The following is a 17,456-nucleotide window of genomic DNA, read 5'->3' as shown; positions in this document are numbered from 1 at the left end:
CCGGCATTCCCTCAGCGGATATCAAATAGGCTTCACGCCGCCGCGGGGGGCGTGCACGAATTCCGTTGATCGGATCACCGCACGCCGCCATGTTGCGGCAGGTTCGTCGCGACGCCCCGCGTTCCCTGCGCCCGCCGCGGCGGAACGAAGCGCCGCCGCAGATGTTTCTCGAACTTGCGAAGGATGCTCCATGGCCAAGACAGACCCCGCAGCCGGCAAGCCGATCGCCAATGCCGCGCTCGCCAACATTCCGCGGCTGATCACGGCCTATTATGCGCTGAAGCCCGACCCGCACCAGCCGACCCAGCGCGTCGCGTTCGGCACGTCGGGCCATCGCGGCTCGTCGTTGAAGACCGGCTTCAACGAGAACCACATTCTCGCCACCAGCCAGGCGCTCTGCGACTACCGGCGCCAGCAGGGCCTCGACGGCCCCCTCTTCGTCGGCATCGACACCCACGCGCTGGCCGAGCCGGCGCTCGCCAGCGCGCTCGAAGTGTTCGGCGCCAATGGCGTCGAGGTGATGGTCGACAAGGACGGTGGCTACACGCCGACACCGGTGATCTCGCACGCCATCATCTCCTACAACAAGGGCCGCACGGCGCATCTCGCCGACGGCGTCGTCATCACGCCGTCGCACAATCCGCCGGAGGATGGCGGCTACAAATACAATCCGCCGCATGGCGGTCCCGCCGACACCGACGCGACCGCCGAGATCGAGCGGCAGGCCAACGTCTATCTCGCCAACGACCTCGATGGCGTGTCGCGCATCAGCTACAGTCATGCCAAGCAGCGCGCCTCGGTGCACGCTTACGACTACATCACGCCCTACGTCGCCGATCTCGCCAACACCGTCGATCTCGACGCCGTCAAGGCGGCCGGCATCAAGATCGGCATCGATCCGCTCGGCGGCGCGGCGATCGCCTATTGGGCGCCGATCATCGAGCGCTACGGCCTCAATGCCACCATCGTGAACGAGCTCGTCGATCCCACCTTCCGCTTCATGACCGCGGACTGGGACGGCAAGATCCGGATGGACTGCTCATCGCCCTACGCGATGGCGAGCCTGATCGGCATGCGCGAGCGCTTCGATGTCGCGTTTGCCAACGACACCGACGCCGACCGCCATGGCATCGTCACGCGTTCGGGCGGGCTGATGAATCCCAACCACTATCTGGCGACGGCCATCTCCTATCTGTTCGCGCACCGGCCCGATTGGCGAAGCGACGCCGCGATCGGCAAGACCATCGTATCGAGCTCGATGATCGACCGCGTCGCGCGCAAGCTCGGCCGCAAGCTCGTCGAAACCCCCGTCGGCTTCAAATGGTTCGTCGAGGGCCTCGGCTCCGGCAGCTTCGGCTTCGCCGGCGAGGAGAGCGCGGGCGCGTCGTTCCTGAAGCGCGACGGCACGGTGTGGACCACCGACAAGGACGGCCTGATCCTCGGACTGCTCGCGGCCGAGATCATGGCCAAGCGCGGCCGCGACCCGAGCGAGCTCTACAAGGAGCTGACGGCAGAGCTCGGCGCGCCGGTCTATGAGCGCATCGACGTACCGGCGAGCCCGTCGGCAAAGGCGGCGCTGAAGGCGCTGACGCCGGAAATGCTGAACCTGAAGGAGCTCGCCGGCGATCCCGTCCGCATGGTGCATACGAAGGCTCCGGGCAACGGCCAGTCGTTCGGCGGCATCAAGGTCGAGACCGACTACGGCTGGTTCGCGGCGCGCCCCTCCGGCACCGAGGACGTCAACAAGCTCTATGCCGAGAGCTTTCGCGACGCCGAGCATCTCAAGCGGATCCAGAGCGAGGCCCAGGCGGCGCTGGCGAAGGTGGGGTGAATGGGCGAGTAGCGAATAGGGTTCTTGCCGTTCCCCATTCGCCATTCGCTATTCGCCCCTGCCCCCTTCCCTCCCGCCCCCCGCATCGGATATCGATGGCTGGACAACGACCTGACAGCCATCGGTGAGACCGGATGCGAAGCTCTTCGACTGCCTTGCGCGTCATCTTCAGCGCGCTCGCAACCTCGTTCATGCTGGTTGTCAGCGCCGCGGCGCAAATGGCGCCGGAAGCGGCCGCGCCGCGTCCGAGGCCGGCGCCTTCCTTGCGCGCCGCAGCCTGCCATAGCGGCCAGAGCTTCGACCGGTTTCTCGCCGAGCTGAAGCAGCGTGCCATTGCCGACGGCGTGTCGCAGAGCGCGATCGCGGCTGCCTCGCCATACCTCACCTACAACCAGAGCATCGTCAACCGCGACCGCGGCCAGCGGGTGTTCGGCCAGCTGTTCACCGAGTTCGCCGGCCGCATGGCCGCAAGCTACCGGATGCAGAACGGCCAGCAGCACATCCGGATGCATGCGGCGGCGTTCGCGCGCGCCGAGAAGGAGTATGGCGTGCCCCCGGCGGTCATCGCCGCATTCTGGGGCCTGGAGAGCGATTTCGGCGCCAACATGGGCAACCTGCCGGTGCTGCCCTCGCTGGTGTCGCTGGCCTACGACTGCCGCCGCAGCGAGCGCTTCCAGAACGAGACCATCGCCGCGTTGAAGGTCATCGACCGGGGCGACCTCGCGCCGTCCGAGATGATCGGCTCCTGGGCCGGCGAGCTCGGCCAGACTCAGTTCCTGCCGACCCACTACGTCACCTATGCCGTCGATTATGACGGCGACGGCCGTCGCGATCTGCTGCGCAGCGCGCCCGACGTGATCGGCTCGACGGCGAACTATATCGCGACCGGGCTGAAATGGCGCCGCGGCGAACCCTGGCTGGAGGAGATCCGCGTGCCCCAGACCTTCCCCTGGGAGCAGGCCGATCTCACCGTCAAGGCGCCGCGCAGCAAATGGGCCGGCCTCGGCGTGACCTATGCCGACGGCCGGTCGCTGCCGAACGATCCGCTCGAAGCCTCCGTGCTGCTGCCGATGGGCCGCAACGGCCCGGCATTCCTGGCCTATGCCAATTTCGCCGCCTATACCGAGTGGAACAACTCGCTGATCTATTCGACCACCGCGGCCTATCTCGCCACCCGCATCGCCGGCGCGGCGCCGATGCGCAAAGCCAGCGGCCCGGTCGCGCAACTGCCGTTCAACGAGATCAAGGAGCTGCAGCAGCTCCTGGTGAAGGCCGGTTTCGACGTCGGCAAGGTCGACGGCGTGCTCGGCCAGCAGAGCCGTATCGCGGTCAAAACGATGCAGTTGCGGCTCGGGCTGCCGGCCGATTCCTGGCCAACGGCGGAACTGCTCGTAGGCATGCGCGGCACACCGCGGGCGCAGGCGGCGCCGGCTTCAGCGACAGCGACAGCGACACGGTAGGTGAGCCGACATCATCGCGCGACGCTCCTCGTCTCTCAATTGCTGATGACTTATTGTCCGACTTCATGCGACCGTGTCGTCCGCTCTTGGTTATTCCAATTTATCACCTTGGAATTGGACCGCCAGACGATCGCTCAGGACAAAAGCGCGAGCAGACGGACAATTGAAGCCCAATTTGGCTTGTAGCGCCGATCTTCATCCTGACCATGTTCGGCCACGCAGGCTCGTCGTTCTCCACGACCTCGATCCGGCATTTCGTCCACGGCTTGGCGAAATCCTCTAGGGAACGCGTCCACAATCGCCGTGACCTCAGCGTGAACGACTGGAATGCACGGCGACCGCAAAACCAGAAAGATGCAGTTGCATTCTCTTGGACGCAGCCCCATCTCCGAGGGCGCGCGCTTTCGTCGCGACGTCTCCTGCCAAAAGAGAGCATCATGTCCTTTTACGATTCGACCGTGCCGGCCTACCTCCAGATCCTCGGCAGCCTGTCCGGCCTGCTCAGCAAGGCCGAGGCCCATTGCGAAGCCAAAAAGATCGCCCCCGAGGTCCTGCTCGGCGCGCGCCTGTATCCGGACATGCTGCCGCTCTCCAAACAGATCCAGCTCGCCTGCGACTTCGCCGCCAAAGGCTGCGCCCGGCTTTCCCACAGCGAGGTGCCCAGCACACCCGACACCGAGACGACGCTCGCCGAGCTTCGCCAGCGGCTTGCCAGAACCATCGATTACCTGAAGACGTTCCAGCCGGCGCAGTTCGAGGGCGCCGATAGCCGCGACGTGACCTTTCCAAGCGGGCCCAACACCACGCTGACCCTGAAGGGGCAGGACTTCGTTAACCGCGTCTCGTTTCCGAACTTCTATTTCCACGCTGCAATCGCGCACGGCATCCTCCGCCACAACGGCGTCGAAATCGGCAAGCGGGACTTCCTCGGGGTTGCCTGACCCCCCTTTTGTTTTCTGCAGCAGGCTACCCAACGAACGGCTTGTTGCGGCGGCCCCGATCGCGCAGCTCGTTTGCGTCGGACGGATACCTCCTGGCATTGCGCTGTTCGCGGCAATGCACAATTGACCACAGCCCCCTCCTCTCTCCTGGAAAGACCCGATGAGTGCATCCAAATTGTTCGAGCCGCATAAGCTCGGTCCGATCACCCTGGCCAATCGCGTCGTGATGGCGCCGCTGACCCGCAACCGCGCCGTGGACGGCCTCGCGCCGGGCCCGCTGACGGCCGAATATTACAGCCAGCGCGCCTCCGCCGGCCTGCTGATCTCCGAGGCCAGCCAGGTCTCGCAGCAGGGCCAAGGCTACCAGGACACGCCCGGCATCTATTCCAAGGAGCAGATCGCCGGCTGGCGCAAGGTGACCGACGCGGTGCACGCCAAGGGCGGCCGCATCTTCGTCCAGCTCTGGCACGTCGGCCGCATCTCCCATGTCTCGCTGCAACCGAACGGCGGCGCCCCGGTCGCGCCCTCGGCGATTCCTGCCAAGACCAAGACCTTCGTCGGCGGCACCTTCACCGACGTCTCGACGCCGCGCGCGCTCGAGCTCAGTGAGATTCCCGGCATCGTCGCGGCGTTCAAGCAGGCCGCGCTCAATGCGATCGAGGCCGGCTTCGACGGCGTCGAGATCCACGGCGCCAACGGCTATCTGCTCGACCAGTTCGCCAAGGACGGCGCCAACAAGCGCACCGACGCCTATGGCGGGTCGATCGAGAACCGCGCAAAGCTGATGCTCGAGGTCGCCAAGGCCGTCTCGGAGGCGATCGGCGCCGACAAGACCGGCATCCGGCTGTCGCCGGTGACGCCCGCGAACGACATCTCCGATTCCAATCCGCAGGCGCTGTTCGACTACATCGTCGACCAGCTCGCTGCGCTGAAGCTCGTCTACATCCACGTCATCGAGGGTGCGACCGGCGGTCCGCGCGACGTCGCGCCGTTCGACTACGCGTCGCTGCGCAAGCGCTTCAAGGGCACCTATATCGCCAACAACGGCTACGACCTCGCGCTCGCCAACAAGCAGCTCGACGCCGGCGCCGCCGACCTGATCGCCTTCGGCCGGCCCTTCATCGCCAACCCGGATCTTGTCGAGCGCCTCAAGGCCAACGCCCCGCTCAACGAGCTCGACCGCGCCACGCTCTATGGTGGCGGCGAGAAGGGCTACACCGACTATCCAACGCTGAAAGCGGCGCAAGCGGCGGAGTAGTCGCCATCACGTAGGATGGGCAAAGCAGCCGCCCGCAGGGCGGCCGCGTGCCCACCATGCCTCCGCGAGAGCGGAGGGAGTGGTGGGCACGGCGCACGAGAGGCCGCGCCTGTCGCGACATCTCGCTTCGCGCCTTTGCCCACCCTGCGCTTCTGCGGTCCGGCACATCCCCACCTATATCATGCTGCCCGGCAGGAAGCACCGCACATCGATGCGCAGGCCCGTATTCAGCTCGCGATAATACACGGGCCATACCATCGTCCGGCCGGCGCGATTGGGTTCGGTCACCACGGCCTCTTCCGGAACGACCCACCATTGGCCTTCAATGCGAACACGGTAGCGGCCATCCTTCGTGTCCCAATCCGTGTCCGAGAGCGCGGTGCCATCCGCATCCGAGCAGCACGGCCCCTTGCCCGAACGCAAACTCTCGAACCAGCCCTTGAGCGGAGAATTGGCGTAACGCCCATCGAGATCGCGCGCCGCCGCATCGCCAAGCAGCAGAGAATGCGCCCCCAGACTGCCGGCGAGAAGCACGACAGAGATTGTCGCTCGTACCCAAGGAGGCACGCGGGGCCGGTGAACGGCATCCATCGATGACGTGATGATCGATACAAGGCTTGAAGATCTACGACTCACGTGCACCACCTCGCTGCTCGATACGATGCGCAATAGCTGGTCGGGTTCTGTGGCGGAAGTTCGTAGTTGACGGAGGCCGGCAGCAACTAATCGCGATGCTTCGCAAATTCCAGAAGCGCGCAGCGATCTCGTTCACGAGGTCAGCGGGATAATTGCCCAAAATCCATCGTGAGCAGACTCATCGACGATTCATACCGGCTGCGTAAGGTGGGCAAAGCATCCGCCCGCAGGGCAGTCGCGTGCCCACCGTGCATCCGCGCAAGCGGAAGGAATGGTGGGCACGGCGCGCGGTGGAGTTGAGCTCGTGGCATGCAGTGTCGCACGCGCGCCTTTGCCCACCCTACGACAGCGGAGACACGTCACGCTTTGGTCAAGCAACAACAAGGCCGGGATTGCTCCCGGCCTTTGACGTCGTGCTTCGCAGGTCCTGCCCGAGGTAGCCGCTTCAGAACTCCGCGCGCACCTTCAGCAGCGCCGACTGCTCGAGATACTGGCTGCCCACCACGGCGTTGTAGCCCAGCGAGATCGACTGACGCTCGCCGAACGCCACCAGCTTGAGCGCGGCGCCGAGCTCGGCGAGGTTGCGCTCGGGCGACGGGCCGGCGGCGAGGAAGGTCGCGCCACCACCGGCGAAGGCCGCCGTGACGTTCTGCGCGGTGTTGCCGAACTCGCGTCGCCACGCCGCCAGCGTCTCCAGGCCGAAGCCGTAGGTCGATGTCACCAGCAGCGGAACGGTCGAACGGAAGCCGAGGTTCGAACGCACCGAGTTGGTGGTCTGCCTGGCGATCGCGAGCGCGGCACCTGCGGTGCTGGTCTCGGTATAGGCCTGCTGATCGAGACGGCCGTAGGTCACGCCGGCGAACGGCGTCAGCACGGCCTCGCCGAGCTTCACCGGGACACCGAACTCGCCACGCACCAGCGTAAGCCAGCCCTTGTGGCTGCCCGAGACGGTGTCGGTAAAGCCCGCGAAGTTGACGCGGCGCGTGGTGGTGTAGTCGACCAGCGCGATGCCTGCGGAGCCGTTGACGTACCAGGACGGCTGAACATAGGCGGCGTACACCGTGCCCTGATAGTGCTGCATGCCGACCGCATCGCCGGCGGCGGTCCGATCGTCGATGCTGCTGGTGGCGTAGCCAAACGCAGCACCGACGCGGAACGCATTGTCGATCCGCTGATCGATGCCGGCGACGAGGCCCCCGGTGTTGCCGCTGTAGCCGGCAACACCCGCCACGTCACGCTGCGACGCATTGGTGCCGATCAGGCTGCCCCAGACGGTGCGCTCCGGCTCGGGCGCGATGGCCGACGCCAGCGGCGCCTTCACCGTCGGACGAGCCTTGGTCGGATGGAAGGCCATCAGCATCGAGGCGAGCGGATCGGCGTCGTCGGCGAACGCCGAGGCGACACGCGAATTGGGCGAGGCGGCCGCCGCCGTCAGCCGGTTGTCGATCTGGTTCTGGAACAGCGATGCGGTGCTGAGCGGCACCTGGACCTGGGCGCCGTTGACGAGCGGACGCAACTGATCGCCGGCGCCGCGCACCTCCCGGTCGGTGCTGAGGCTCTGCACCACGCCGCCGAGCGCCTGCAGCTGCGCATTGCTGCCGTTGTAGCCAAGCAGGCCGTTGAGCGCGGCAAGGCTGCTGGGCGAGATGCCGGCAATGGTCGCGGGCGACCGCACGGACGCGTTCAGCAGCAGAGCCCCCGTCGAGGTATCGGCAGTGAAGCCGACCAGCGCGCTGGAGAAATCGACGTCGAGCGGCGTCGCCGACACCGCCGTCGCGACACGGTAGAAGTCGCCATTGCGCACGATGCCCTGAAGCGTCGGCGCAACCGTCCCCGCGCCGGCGAAGGTCACCGCGCCGGTGATGTTGCCGATCTTCGTCGACGGCGCTGCCGCGGTGCCGCCCGACCCGAAGATCGTCGTGCGCAACACCGCGCCATCGACGAGCTGCACGCCGGCCCCGCCGCTCATGGTGACCTGCGACTTCATCAGGTCGAGCATGCCGAAATTGACGATGCTGGCGAGGCTGGTCACGCCGTCGAGCGTCGCCGAATTGCTGCCGAGGCCGTTCTGCGCGACGACGTTGCCGCTGAAGCCGGTGCCCTTCAGCAGGATGGTATTGGTCGCACCATCCTGGTCGTTGATAATGATGTCGCCGCCGAGCGCGCCGGTGTTGACCAGATTGAAGGTGCGCGCGCCGAAAAACGTCGCCGCCTGGGTGGTGCTGGCGGCGCAGAGCGGATCTGTCGTGTTCGCGCCCGCCGTCGGACAGGCATTGCCGTTGACGTCCGTGCCCGAGCCGGAGCTGCTATAGGTGCCCGCGACGGTGCCTGCGGTCGCCTTCGCAAACGAGCCGCGCGAGGCGCTCTGGTCGACCGAGATCGATCCCAAGATCGTGCCGCTGTTGGCGATGTCGTGCTCGCCCGAGCCCAGATAGAGGTTGCCCTGGATCAGGCCGGCATTGCTGATGACGCTGTCGCGCGGGCCCGAGTTCGAGCCGCTGCCGGTCAGCGGGAGGGTCGATCCCGCCGCAAGCCCCGCGGCCGTGGTCAGCGGATTGGTGTCGAGCGCCAGGATATCGCCCTTGATCACGCCGCCAGCAGTGTTGGTCAGCGTCAGCGCCTTGGTTTCGGTCACCGTCACGTTGCCGCCGGCGTCGAACTTGTAGAGCGGCGAATCCGGATTGCTGCCGGGGATCGTATCGAACTCGGCGCCGGCGAAGGCGCCGATGGCCCAGTGCCCATCATAGAAGCGGCTCGCCGCCGTCCAGCTGGTGTTGGCGATGGTGCCGGAGTTGGTGATCGTGGTGTCGGCCCGGCCGTAATAGGCGGCGGCATAGTTGCCGGTCGCCGAGATCGTGCCGCCGGCGCGGTTGTTCACCACGAAGCTGTTGGTGTTGTCGTCGGAATACAGCGCCGAGATGATGGCGAGGTTGGTGCCGTTGTAGCGGCCCGTCGCGGTCGCACCGACCGAAACGCTCAGCTTGGTGGGATCGAACGCGCCGAAGAAATTCTGGGTGGCGGCGAGCGTCCCGGTGTTGTTGACGGTGAACTTGTTGACCTGGCTGTCGGCGACGATGACGTGAAGCCGGCCAGCGCTGAGCTGGCTGGTGGTGAGGCTGAGCCAGCCGGCGTTGTTGATGACGACGTTGTTGACGGCCGGATCCTCGGCATTGGAAAAATTGGCCGCGATCATGCCGCGATCGGCCAGACCGGCCTGGGTGTTGGTGGTGAGATTGCGAACGGCCGTCGAATCCAGCGTGACAATCGTCGTCGGCGGATTGGGATTGTAGCCGGTCACCGGAAAGGCCGGGTTCGCCGGCGTATAGGAATTGCTGCCGCTCGAGGGCGTCGCCGTCGCCGCAGCGGCGTCGTACACGGTGATTGCCGTGCTGATGGTCCCGCTGCAGGTGACGGTGACGCCTGGCGTCGTACATTCGGCCCTTGCCTCGCCGGCGACCATCCATGTCGACAACAACACGAAACTTGCGGCAGCTGCCTCGCTGCGCTTTCTGTTCTTTGACTTCACCTGACGCCCCACGTTACGCAATACACGGCTTCTTGTTGATGACCGATTGTATCGAAACGTTGGCAGGACCCAGCAAGGCGAAAGTTTCTATGAACGCACGGGACATTGTCAAACTAACAACTGAATTAGTCCCATAGCGCCCGGACTAATTATCATCATCCACTTCATTTGAAACACCACTCTTCCGCCAGATCTGAAATTTTGACGACAAGGACGGCGGACCGCTCCACCGTGGAGGACAGCGCAGAGATGAACTCGCGCTCCCGGTTCCGACACCTGCTGGCTCCGATCAACAAATGAAAAGGCCGGGATTTCTCCCGGCCTTCTTGCCACGGTGGGGGGCTGCCGTGGCGCGGCGCGGATGCGCCTATGGTGGCTGGTCGTCCGCTCCTGAGGCTCAGAACTTCGCCCGGATGCCGGCATAGGCCGCGAGCGGCATTCCCGGAACCATGCTGCGCGGATCGTTCAACGCGAACGCCGTTCCGCCGCCGGCGGTGTTGAAGCCGGCCGGATCGAACACGGTTCCTGCCGAATAATAGCGCTGATTGAACAGGTTCTGGATCAGGCCGAACACCTCGACGTTCTTGGTCACCTGATAAGACGTGTTGACGTTCACCACCCAGTAGGCCGGGACCTTCGGGTAGACGTTGGTCTCGTCGTGAAGCAGGTACTGGCTGCCGACATAGTTGATGCTCGCCCCGACCTTCCAGGCATCGGTCACGGCATATTCCGCTCCGAGCTTCAGGCGATGCGCCGGAATGCCGGGAATGTGGTTGCCGGAGACGACGCCGACCGGCACCCGGAGGAACGGATCGTTGACGTCGAAGGCGCTGCGGAAGGTGGCGTCGATGAACGTGTAGTTGGCGTAGGCGGTCCACCGGTTCCAGGCCAGGTCGACCTTGGCCTCGACACCCTGGCGCAGGGTGGTGCCGGCGTTCTTGAAGTAGCCGCGCACCGGGTTGATCGGATCGACCACCTGCAGGATGTCGTCGGAATTCTCGGTGCGGAACAGGCTGAGGCCCCAGCGCAGCCGCCAGCCGTCATCAACCGCCACCGATTTGATCGGCGCCTTGCGGTAGGCCGGCAGATCGGCAGCGTAGGCCGAGCGGCCGCCGGAGATCTCGCCGCGCAGGCCGCCTTCGACCGTGCGCGACACCACCTGCTTGAGCGGCGGATCGGCGATCAGGAAGTTGTCGATCAGGCAGGGATTGGCCGGATCGGAGCAGCCGAGCTCGAGCGGCGTCGGCGCGCGGTTGGCTTCGGAGTAGCCGGCATAAGCGGTCATATCAGGCGTGATCTTGTAGGTCAGGCCGACCACCGGGTTGAAGCGCTGAAAGTTGTTGTTGCTGTTCAGGAGCGGCGCGAAGCCGGTCTGGTCGCGCAGGTTGATCTGCGCCCAGTTGAAGCGGCCGCCGGCCGTCAGCGCCAGCTGCGAGGTGATGTCGAAGGTGTTGGTCGCGTAGACGCCGAGATAGGTGTTCTTGGCATTCAGGTTGACCGGAGCAAGGCCGGCGTTGGGCTGGTCGATATAGACGCCGAGGCCGGTGACGAACAGGTTGTTGTCGAGGGTGCCGAGCTCGGAGGTCGCCTGGAAGTTGGTGTTGCCGTGATCGACGCTGGCGCCGACGACGAAATGGTTGTCATGGCCGAATAGCTGCGTGGTCGAGGTCGCCTGCAGCGAGCCACCATAGCTGTCGGTCTTGACCGTGTTGCGGTCGATCTGGCCGAGCGCCGCATCGGCGGCCAGCGTGTTGGCGGTTGGGCCGTTGCGGTTGATGTCCCACGGGGTCCCGGCGGCGTCCTCAAGGACGAACACGCCGCCGCCGTCCTGCACTTCGGTGCCATTGCCGTCGACGCGCGCCGACTTGTAGTTACGATAATAGCCGTTGGCCTGGATCGACAGCGTGTCGGTCGGTGTCCACTTCGCGCTCGCCTGCACCATCTGCATCTGCAGATGCAGCGACTGCGGCCAGGTATAGACGCTGGACCAGCGCTGGTTCAGCATCTCGATCGGCGTCGCGGCCACCGAGCCGAGCTTGTTGTCGGCGCCGGTGAAGGACAGATGGAATTCGGTATTGTCGCCGCGCGCGCCGAAATCGGCATACATGCGCCGGATCTGCGAGGCCGACGAGTAGTCGCGCCAGCCGCGGTCATAGGCGCCCTCCGCCGCGATATAGGCCGAGTAGGTTCCGTTGTTCCAGCCGTATTGCGCGCCCGACTGGACCCGGCCGAACGAGCCGCCGAACAGCTGGGCTTCTCCGCCCTGGTAGGTGAAGCCGTTCTTCATCTCGATCGACATGGCCCCGCCGGTGGCGTTGAGGCCGAACAGCGGATTGTTCGGCATCAGCGTCATGCGCGCAATCGCCATTTCCGGGATCAGGTCCCAGTTCACGACGTCGCCGAAGGCCTCATTGATGCGGGTGCCGTTCTGGTAGACGGCGATGCCCTGCGGCGTCCCGAGCACGGGCGAGGCAGTCTGACCGCGATAATTCAAGTCGCGCTGGAACGCGTTCCCGGTCTGGTCGCTGAGGGAGACCCCGGGCACCGATTGCAGGATGCTGTCGAGCAGCGTCGGCGCGCGGCTGTGGTCGAGCTCCCGCGCCCCGATGGTTTCGACATTGGAAGGAATCTTGTCCTTCGCGATCTCGCTGCCCTGAACGGGCGAGACGCCGACCACCTCGATGGTCTGCAGGGTTTGCTGCGCGAACGCAGCCGTAGGCAGCAACGCACACGTCGCGAGAAGCGCGCTCTTCAGCGCCGACAGTCTGGTCAAGACGTCCCCCAGTTTCTTGTCGACCGGTTCCGGCAACAGCCCACGCCCCTGAGCCTTTACCCGCACCAGAACGCGCCGATTTACCCGTTTACGAACGTTAACATTCGTAAACAGCCCGCCAGTTCGTCGCAACGGGCAATATTCTTCGGCCTCTAGGGACAATCTTCCCGGATCCGGAAAGTGGCGATCAATTCGCCGACGTATCTCCCAGACTCGGCCGTACTGCTGCACCCGGTTCTGGTTTGCAAGGGAACCTACATGATAGAAGAAGCATCGGCGCCACCAGCGCCCATAGGGCAAGACCTTCGTCGGATGTATCGCGTTCTGCTCGTCGATGACCACCCGGTCGTGATCACGGCCTGTCGCTGGCTGCTGAATGAAGCCGGGATCCGCTCGCTGTCCGAGGCACACGATGCCGACAGCGGGTACGACGCCTATGTTCGTGACCGGCCGGACGTCGCGATCGTCGATCTGCGCCTGCACGGGCAGGAGCTCGGCGGAATCAGTCTGATCGAACGGATGCGGTCGCACGATCCCCGCGCCCGAATTCTGGTCTTCAGCATGCACGCCGATCCGCGTATCGTCCGCTCCGCGATCGACGCCGGCGCCAACGGCTATTTGCTAAAGGACGCCCCGCCGCACGAGCTGCCAAAGGCATTGGAACAGGTTCGAACCGGCGGCACCTATCTCGACCCGCAGCTCGCCACCCGCATCGCCCTGCTCCGCGCCGATCCGGACGGCATGGCGACCGCGGCATTGACCCCGCGCGAGCGCCAGGCACTTGCGCTGCTGGCTCAGGCGAAATCCTATCAGGCGATCGCCGACCATCTCGGCATCAGCTACAAGACCGTCATCAACCTGACCTACCGGCTGCGACAGAAGCTCGGGGCGCGCAGCCTGCCCGACCTGGTTCGTCTCGCAGTGGAAATGTCCCGCCCAAGCATGTGAGGGCCAATCGCCGTCCCTGCCGGCCCGCCACGAGCATCCGCCTGAAAGGCGAGGGCCTGCGACGGTCTCCCATCACAGGCCCTCGAGCTCATATCTGTGTCGCGTCGGTCCAGTGCGGACCGACGTCTCACTTCAGCAGCTTGGCCACCGACTTCAGCTCCTTGGAATCGAGCGTGCCGTCATGGTCAGGATCGGCCGCCTTGAAGCGGCCTTCCACCAGCGCGAGATACTCGTCCTTGGTCAGCGTGCCGTCATTGTCGGGATCAGCGGCCTTGAGATCCTTGGCCGAAACGCGGCCGCGCAGCTCCTTGGCGTCGAGCGTGCCGTCGTGGTCGCGATCGAGACGATCGAACAGCGCGCCGGCGGCCGTGCGGACCTCGTTCATGTCGGCGGTGCCGTCCTTGTCGGGGTCGATCGAGGTCAGCAGCTTGGAAGGGGCCGGTGCACTGACAGCGATCGTCGACGTGCCGACGATTGCTGTCATGCCGACGGCAGCGGCCGTCATCATCAGTTTCCAATTCATCGAATTGATCCTTTGTCTCCGCCGTCCGGGGGGCGGCGATGAAGGGCACGAAAACAACGTATGCGAGCGTCGGCGGTTTCACCGGCAACGCGCCACACATCGCTTTGACCTATGGGAGGCCTTGTCATTTCGCAAGTGCAAGAACGCGACGCCCGGGAAATTCCCGCAAGAGCGTCGGGACTAGAACCTCGGTCCGTGCAGGAAATATCTCCCCGGACGGTCGCGACGCGGACCGCTATCGTGGTCGAAGACACCTCCTCCTGCCTCGGCCCGGGCATTGGCGACGTGGCGTCCGCGCTTGGCGGCATGCCTTGCGGTTCTGGCACCGCTCCCCGATGACGCCTGTCGGACTTGCCCAACCTGACCTCTCTTGCCGGCCTGGGTTTGATTCCACCACGCTTCCAACTGGTCCCGCAGCGACTCCTCCGCCAAGGCGCGTCCATCCGGCAGCAGCGTGGACAGAAGGAGTGTGAGCACCAGTCCGAGCCGCATCGGCTGAGCGGACAAGCGGCGACGATGACCGGGTGTGTGAAGCACGGGCGTGTCCATTCTCTGGCTGATCCGGCGATCAGCAATGCATGCTGCAGCACATGTTTTCCTCGCTCTATGACTTCAATGTGTTTGCAACACGCCACATTCATCGCCGCCCTGAGATTCACTCGCGAAATGGCCGCCATATTGTCCCGGTCAAAATGTCCCGTTCGACTTGCCAAAACATCCCTATTCCTCATCGAAACAGGAAGGGCCGGAGCAATTGCGGCATTCAACGACTGATCGTTTCCCGATCGCGTCATCTTTCAGCCGACAGGCCCGCATGTTTTCGCCCCGCCGACTCGTTAGCTCATCAGTTGAAGGGAGCGCGGGGACATGCAGCCGAACGGCATCGCCAGGAGTGCAAGAAGACGATCGCGATTGTACATGGCTGCCGGTGCTCTCGTTCTCGCGCCGTTCGGTGCAGTGGCCGAGGAGATCCAGGGCAATGACCCCGCCTCGCCCGGACATTTCCAGGTCGAACAGCGCTTCGGCTATCTGACAACCTTCAATCCGCAACAGAACGGCGGACGCCGCGTGCCGCAGCGTGCGGTCACCGGCGAGACCGAGATCGGCTACTCGCCAACCGAATGGTACGAGATCGCGTTGACCTCGCCTTACGCCTTTGCCCGCACCAATGTCCCGATGGCGCTGGGCAACGTGATGGACAATGGCGTGCCCGGCTATTCATTCCAGTCCGGCGGCGTCACCATTCGCCAGACCTTCATCCAGGGCGACCGGCTTGAGCGCACCGTCTTCCTCGGCCTGGTGTCACGCACCATCCTGGCGCCGCAGGGCGGCCTGACGCCGGACCTGTGGGTCGCCAACAAGGCCGGAGCCGGCCAGCCCGGCGCGCCGCGCTTCGTGCAGGAGGCCACGCCGCGGGTGGCGCAGATGTTCACGCCGATCATCGGCGTCAACCTGCCCAACGACTATCAGCTCATCTTCAACGCCAACATGACCTTCGGCATCGACGGCGCCGGCTCGGCCTTCGAGCCCTCGGTGCGCTTCGTCAAGCGCCTCAGCGATCGCTGGACCATCGGTATCGAGCACTTCTCCAATCTCGGACCGTTCGGCTACATCCTGCCCTGGAATCAGCAGATGCAGACGCTCTACGCAGTCGCCGACACCCGCTTCAAGGGCTTCGAGCTCAGCTTCGGCGTCGGCTACGGCCTGACCAACGCCTCGCGCGGCCTTGCCGTCAAGACCAGCATCGGCAAGGATTTCTGACCCGCGCGCCTTCATCCCATGACCAATCATAAGAAAAGGACACTCGTCATGCGTCGCCTCGTCACCGCCTGCGCGCTTCTCATGCTTGCCGGCTCCGCCGCGTCCGCCGAGGACGGCCCGCGCTTCCTCAACCGCACCGGCCAGACCATCGTGAAAATGTACCTGGCGGCCGCCGGCACCAAAACCTGGGGCGCCGACCAGTGCAAGAACGACGACGAGGGCGAGGTCGACCACAATGAGCGCATGACGCTGGTCGGCGTGAAGTCCGGCCGCTACGACATCAAGCTGTCCGAAAAGGGCGGCCGCACCTGCGTCGCCAAGAACATCGAACTCAAGGAAGGCGCGCAGTTCGTCGTGCGCGATACGGATCTGACCGAGTGCAGCAAATAAGCGGCACGCGGCGGCACCGATATCGCCCTGGATGGCGCCGCGTTCAGCGCGGCCTCAGATGGAGGGGGACCGTGCGCGAGACCTGCGCCTGAGCCATCGCCGGCGGAAAGCGCGGGAACGGCGCGGCGCGTTCGATGATGCCCATCGCCGCGCGGTCCAGCGCCGGCGAGCCCGAGCTTCCAGCGAGCCGTCGCGACAGCAGCCGTCCGTTGCGATCGATCACGACGTTCAGCATGACGGTGCCGCTCGCACCATTGCCGTCGGAGGGATAGGCTGCGGCGCGGCGGATCTGCGCCACCACCTCGGCGTTCCAACTGGCCTGGCCCTCGCGCGCCCCGACGCTGTCCTCGCCGGGATTGGGCGCCGACGCGACACGTGAAGGCCGGGCCGCTGGCGCCGCAGCCGGCTTCGGCGGTGCGGGCTTCCTCTCGACCCTCTCCTTCGTCTCCTTCTTCTCCACTGGCTTGCGCTCGACACGCTCGGGAACGGGCTTCGGCTCCGGCGGTATCGCCTCGATCTGTTTCGGTGGTGGCGGCGGCGGCAAAACGACATCGTCTGCACGCGGCGGCTCGGGCGCGAGCGCGACCTGTGGCGCGGGCTCCGGCGAGGGAATGACATCCGGCACCGGCTCCGGCTGCGCCATGACCTGCGGCTCCGGCTCGGAGGGAGCCGGCGGGACAGGCTCAGCGACGGCCTCGTGCGCGACCGGGTCGTCCTTCACCGGCTCGTCCTTCGGCGGCTCCACCGGCGGCGGCTCGGACGCCGGTGCATCCTGCGCCGTCGGCGCCGGCTCGCTCACCACCGCCGGGGTGAACACGACGTCGAAGGCCGGCGCCTGGGCACGTCCCTGCGGCGCGGGACGCAGCAGCAGATAGCCGACGGCGAGCCCGACATGCAGCCCGCCCACCACCAGCGCGGCGATGGTCCACAGCGTCCGCTCCCGGCGCTGCTCGTATTCGAACGGATCGAGCGTGAGGACGCTCACTGCGCGCCCCGGTCTTCCAGGGCGACGAGCGCCACCTTGGTGTAGCCGGCACGGCGCAGCATGTTCATCAGCGCCATCACCTCGCCATAGGGCAGCGTCTGATCGGCGCGCAGCAGCACGCGCTGCTCGTGATCGGACTTGGTGGCGGCATCGAGCGAGGCGGCGATGTCGGGCTGCGCCACGCTCTGGTCGCCAACGGCGAGCGAACGGTCGGCCTTGAAGGTGACGAAGACCGGCGTTTCCGCGCGCGGCTGCGGCTCGGCCGAGATCGCCGGCAGGTTGACCGGGACGTCGACCGTGGCGAGCGGCGCGGCGACCATGAAGATGATCAGGAGCACCAGCATGACGTCGATGAACGGCGTCACGTTGATGTCGTGCGTCTCCTCGAACTCGTCGGTCCGCCGGGCGAGCTTGACGGCCATGG

At 65.5% G+C, this 17,456-nt stretch carries 14 protein-coding genes; 8 read left to right on the top strand and 6 right to left on the bottom strand.

Features of this window, described 5'->3' with window-relative positions; all coding sequences use genetic code 11:
• Positions 1-190: 190 nt before the first annotated feature.
• From pgm to QX124_RS07660, 4 genes are all read left to right on the top strand, one after another.
• The gene (gene pgm / locus QX124_RS07675) at positions 191-1,831 is read left to right on the top strand and encodes a phosphoglucomutase (alpha-D-glucose-1,6-bisphosphate-dependent) (RefSeq protein WP_315796820.1); all 1,641 of its coding nucleotides are present in this window, start codon (positions 191-193) and stop codon (positions 1,829-1,831) included.
• A gap of 218 nt (positions 1,832-2,049) precedes the next feature.
• Positions 2,050-3,291: a lytic murein transglycosylase gene (locus tag QX124_RS07670; RefSeq protein WP_315796922.1), complete on the top strand. Its 1,242-nt coding sequence runs from the start codon at positions 2,050-2,052 to the stop codon at positions 3,289-3,291.
• 437 nt (positions 3,292-3,728) lie between these two features.
• On the top strand, positions 3,729-4,232 hold the full coding sequence (locus QX124_RS07665) for a DUF1993 domain-containing protein (protein WP_315796921.1): 504 nt from the start codon (positions 3,729-3,731) through the stop codon (positions 4,230-4,232).
• Between the two features lie 160 nt (positions 4,233-4,392).
• Positions 4,393-5,490 (top strand): alkene reductase, encoded by a 1,098-nt coding sequence (locus QX124_RS07660; protein WP_315738382.1) that lies wholly within the window; start codon positions 4,393-4,395, stop codon positions 5,488-5,490.
• Between the two features lie 174 nt (positions 5,491-5,664).
• Here the strand turns inward: QX124_RS07660 and QX124_RS07655 are convergent, their stop codons facing one another.
• Both QX124_RS07655 and QX124_RS07650 read right to left on the bottom strand, forming a co-directional pair.
• Complete coding sequence (locus QX124_RS07655; RefSeq protein WP_315738383.1) at positions 5,665-6,081, bottom strand: hypothetical protein; 417 nt, start codon at positions 6,079-6,081, stop codon at positions 5,665-5,667.
• 490 nt (positions 6,082-6,571) lie between these two features.
• Complete coding sequence (locus QX124_RS07650; RefSeq protein WP_315796819.1) at positions 6,572-9,502, bottom strand: autotransporter domain-containing protein; 2,931 nt, start codon at positions 9,500-9,502, stop codon at positions 6,572-6,574.
• Position 9,503: 1 nt separating this feature from the next.
• On the opposite strand from QX124_RS07650, the gene QX124_RS07645 reads away from it, so the two are divergent.
• On the top strand, positions 9,504-9,656 hold the full coding sequence (locus tag QX124_RS07645) for a hypothetical protein (RefSeq protein ID WP_315773427.1): 153 nt from the start codon (positions 9,504-9,506) through the stop codon (positions 9,654-9,656).
• Positions 9,657-10,049: 393 nt separating this feature from the next.
• On the opposite strand, the gene QX124_RS07640 is transcribed toward QX124_RS07645, so the two are convergent.
• A complete protein-coding gene (locus QX124_RS07640; protein WP_315773425.1) occupies positions 10,050-12,425 on the bottom strand; it encodes a TonB-dependent receptor in 2,376 nt (791 codons plus the stop codon).
• Positions 12,426-12,737: 312 nt separating this feature from the next.
• Between QX124_RS07640 and QX124_RS07635 the strand changes: the two genes are divergently transcribed.
• Entirely contained in the window at positions 12,738-13,373 is a 636-nt protein-coding gene (locus tag QX124_RS07635) for a response regulator transcription factor (RefSeq protein ID WP_315773423.1), read from the top strand.
• 127 nt (positions 13,374-13,500) lie between these two features.
• Here the strand turns inward: QX124_RS07635 and QX124_RS07630 are convergent, their stop codons facing one another.
• A complete protein-coding gene (locus QX124_RS07630) occupies positions 13,501-13,857 on the bottom strand; it encodes an EF-hand domain-containing protein (protein ID WP_315738719.1) in 357 nt (118 codons plus the stop codon).
• A gap of 957 nt (positions 13,858-14,814) precedes the next feature.
• Here QX124_RS07630 and QX124_RS07625 point away from each other — a divergent pair.
• Together QX124_RS07625 and QX124_RS07620 are read left to right on the top strand one after the other, a co-directional pair.
• Positions 14,815-15,657, top strand: coding sequence for a hypothetical protein (locus QX124_RS07625; RefSeq protein ID WP_315773421.1), 843 nt, complete (start codon positions 14,815-14,817; stop codon positions 15,655-15,657).
• Positions 15,658-15,705: 48 nt separating this feature from the next.
• The gene (locus QX124_RS07620) at positions 15,706-16,047 is read left to right on the top strand and encodes a hypothetical protein (RefSeq protein WP_315717331.1); all 342 of its coding nucleotides are present in this window, start codon (positions 15,706-15,708) and stop codon (positions 16,045-16,047) included.
• Positions 16,048-16,090: 43 nt separating this feature from the next.
• On the opposite strand, the gene QX124_RS07615 is transcribed toward QX124_RS07620, so the two are convergent.
• Together QX124_RS07615 and exbD are read right to left on the bottom strand one after the other, a co-directional pair.
• Complete coding sequence (locus QX124_RS07615; protein WP_315796818.1) at positions 16,091-17,032, bottom strand: TonB family protein; 942 nt, start codon at positions 17,030-17,032, stop codon at positions 16,091-16,093.
• The gene (gene exbD / locus QX124_RS07610) at positions 17,029-17,454 is read right to left on the bottom strand and encodes a TonB system transport protein ExbD (protein ID WP_315796817.1); all 426 of its coding nucleotides are present in this window, start codon (positions 17,452-17,454) and stop codon (positions 17,029-17,031) included. Before exbD ends, QX124_RS07615 begins: the two co-directional genes overlap by 4 nt.
• Positions 17,455-17,456 lie beyond the last annotated feature (2 nt).

The organism is Bradyrhizobium sp. SZCCHNRI3043, assembly GCF_032377735.1.
GTDB lineage: Bacteria > Pseudomonadota > Alphaproteobacteria > Rhizobiales > Xanthobacteraceae > Bradyrhizobium.
The sequence above is the reverse complement of the archived record's forward strand: the minus strand, read 5'-3'. Positions and strand labels throughout refer to the sequence as shown.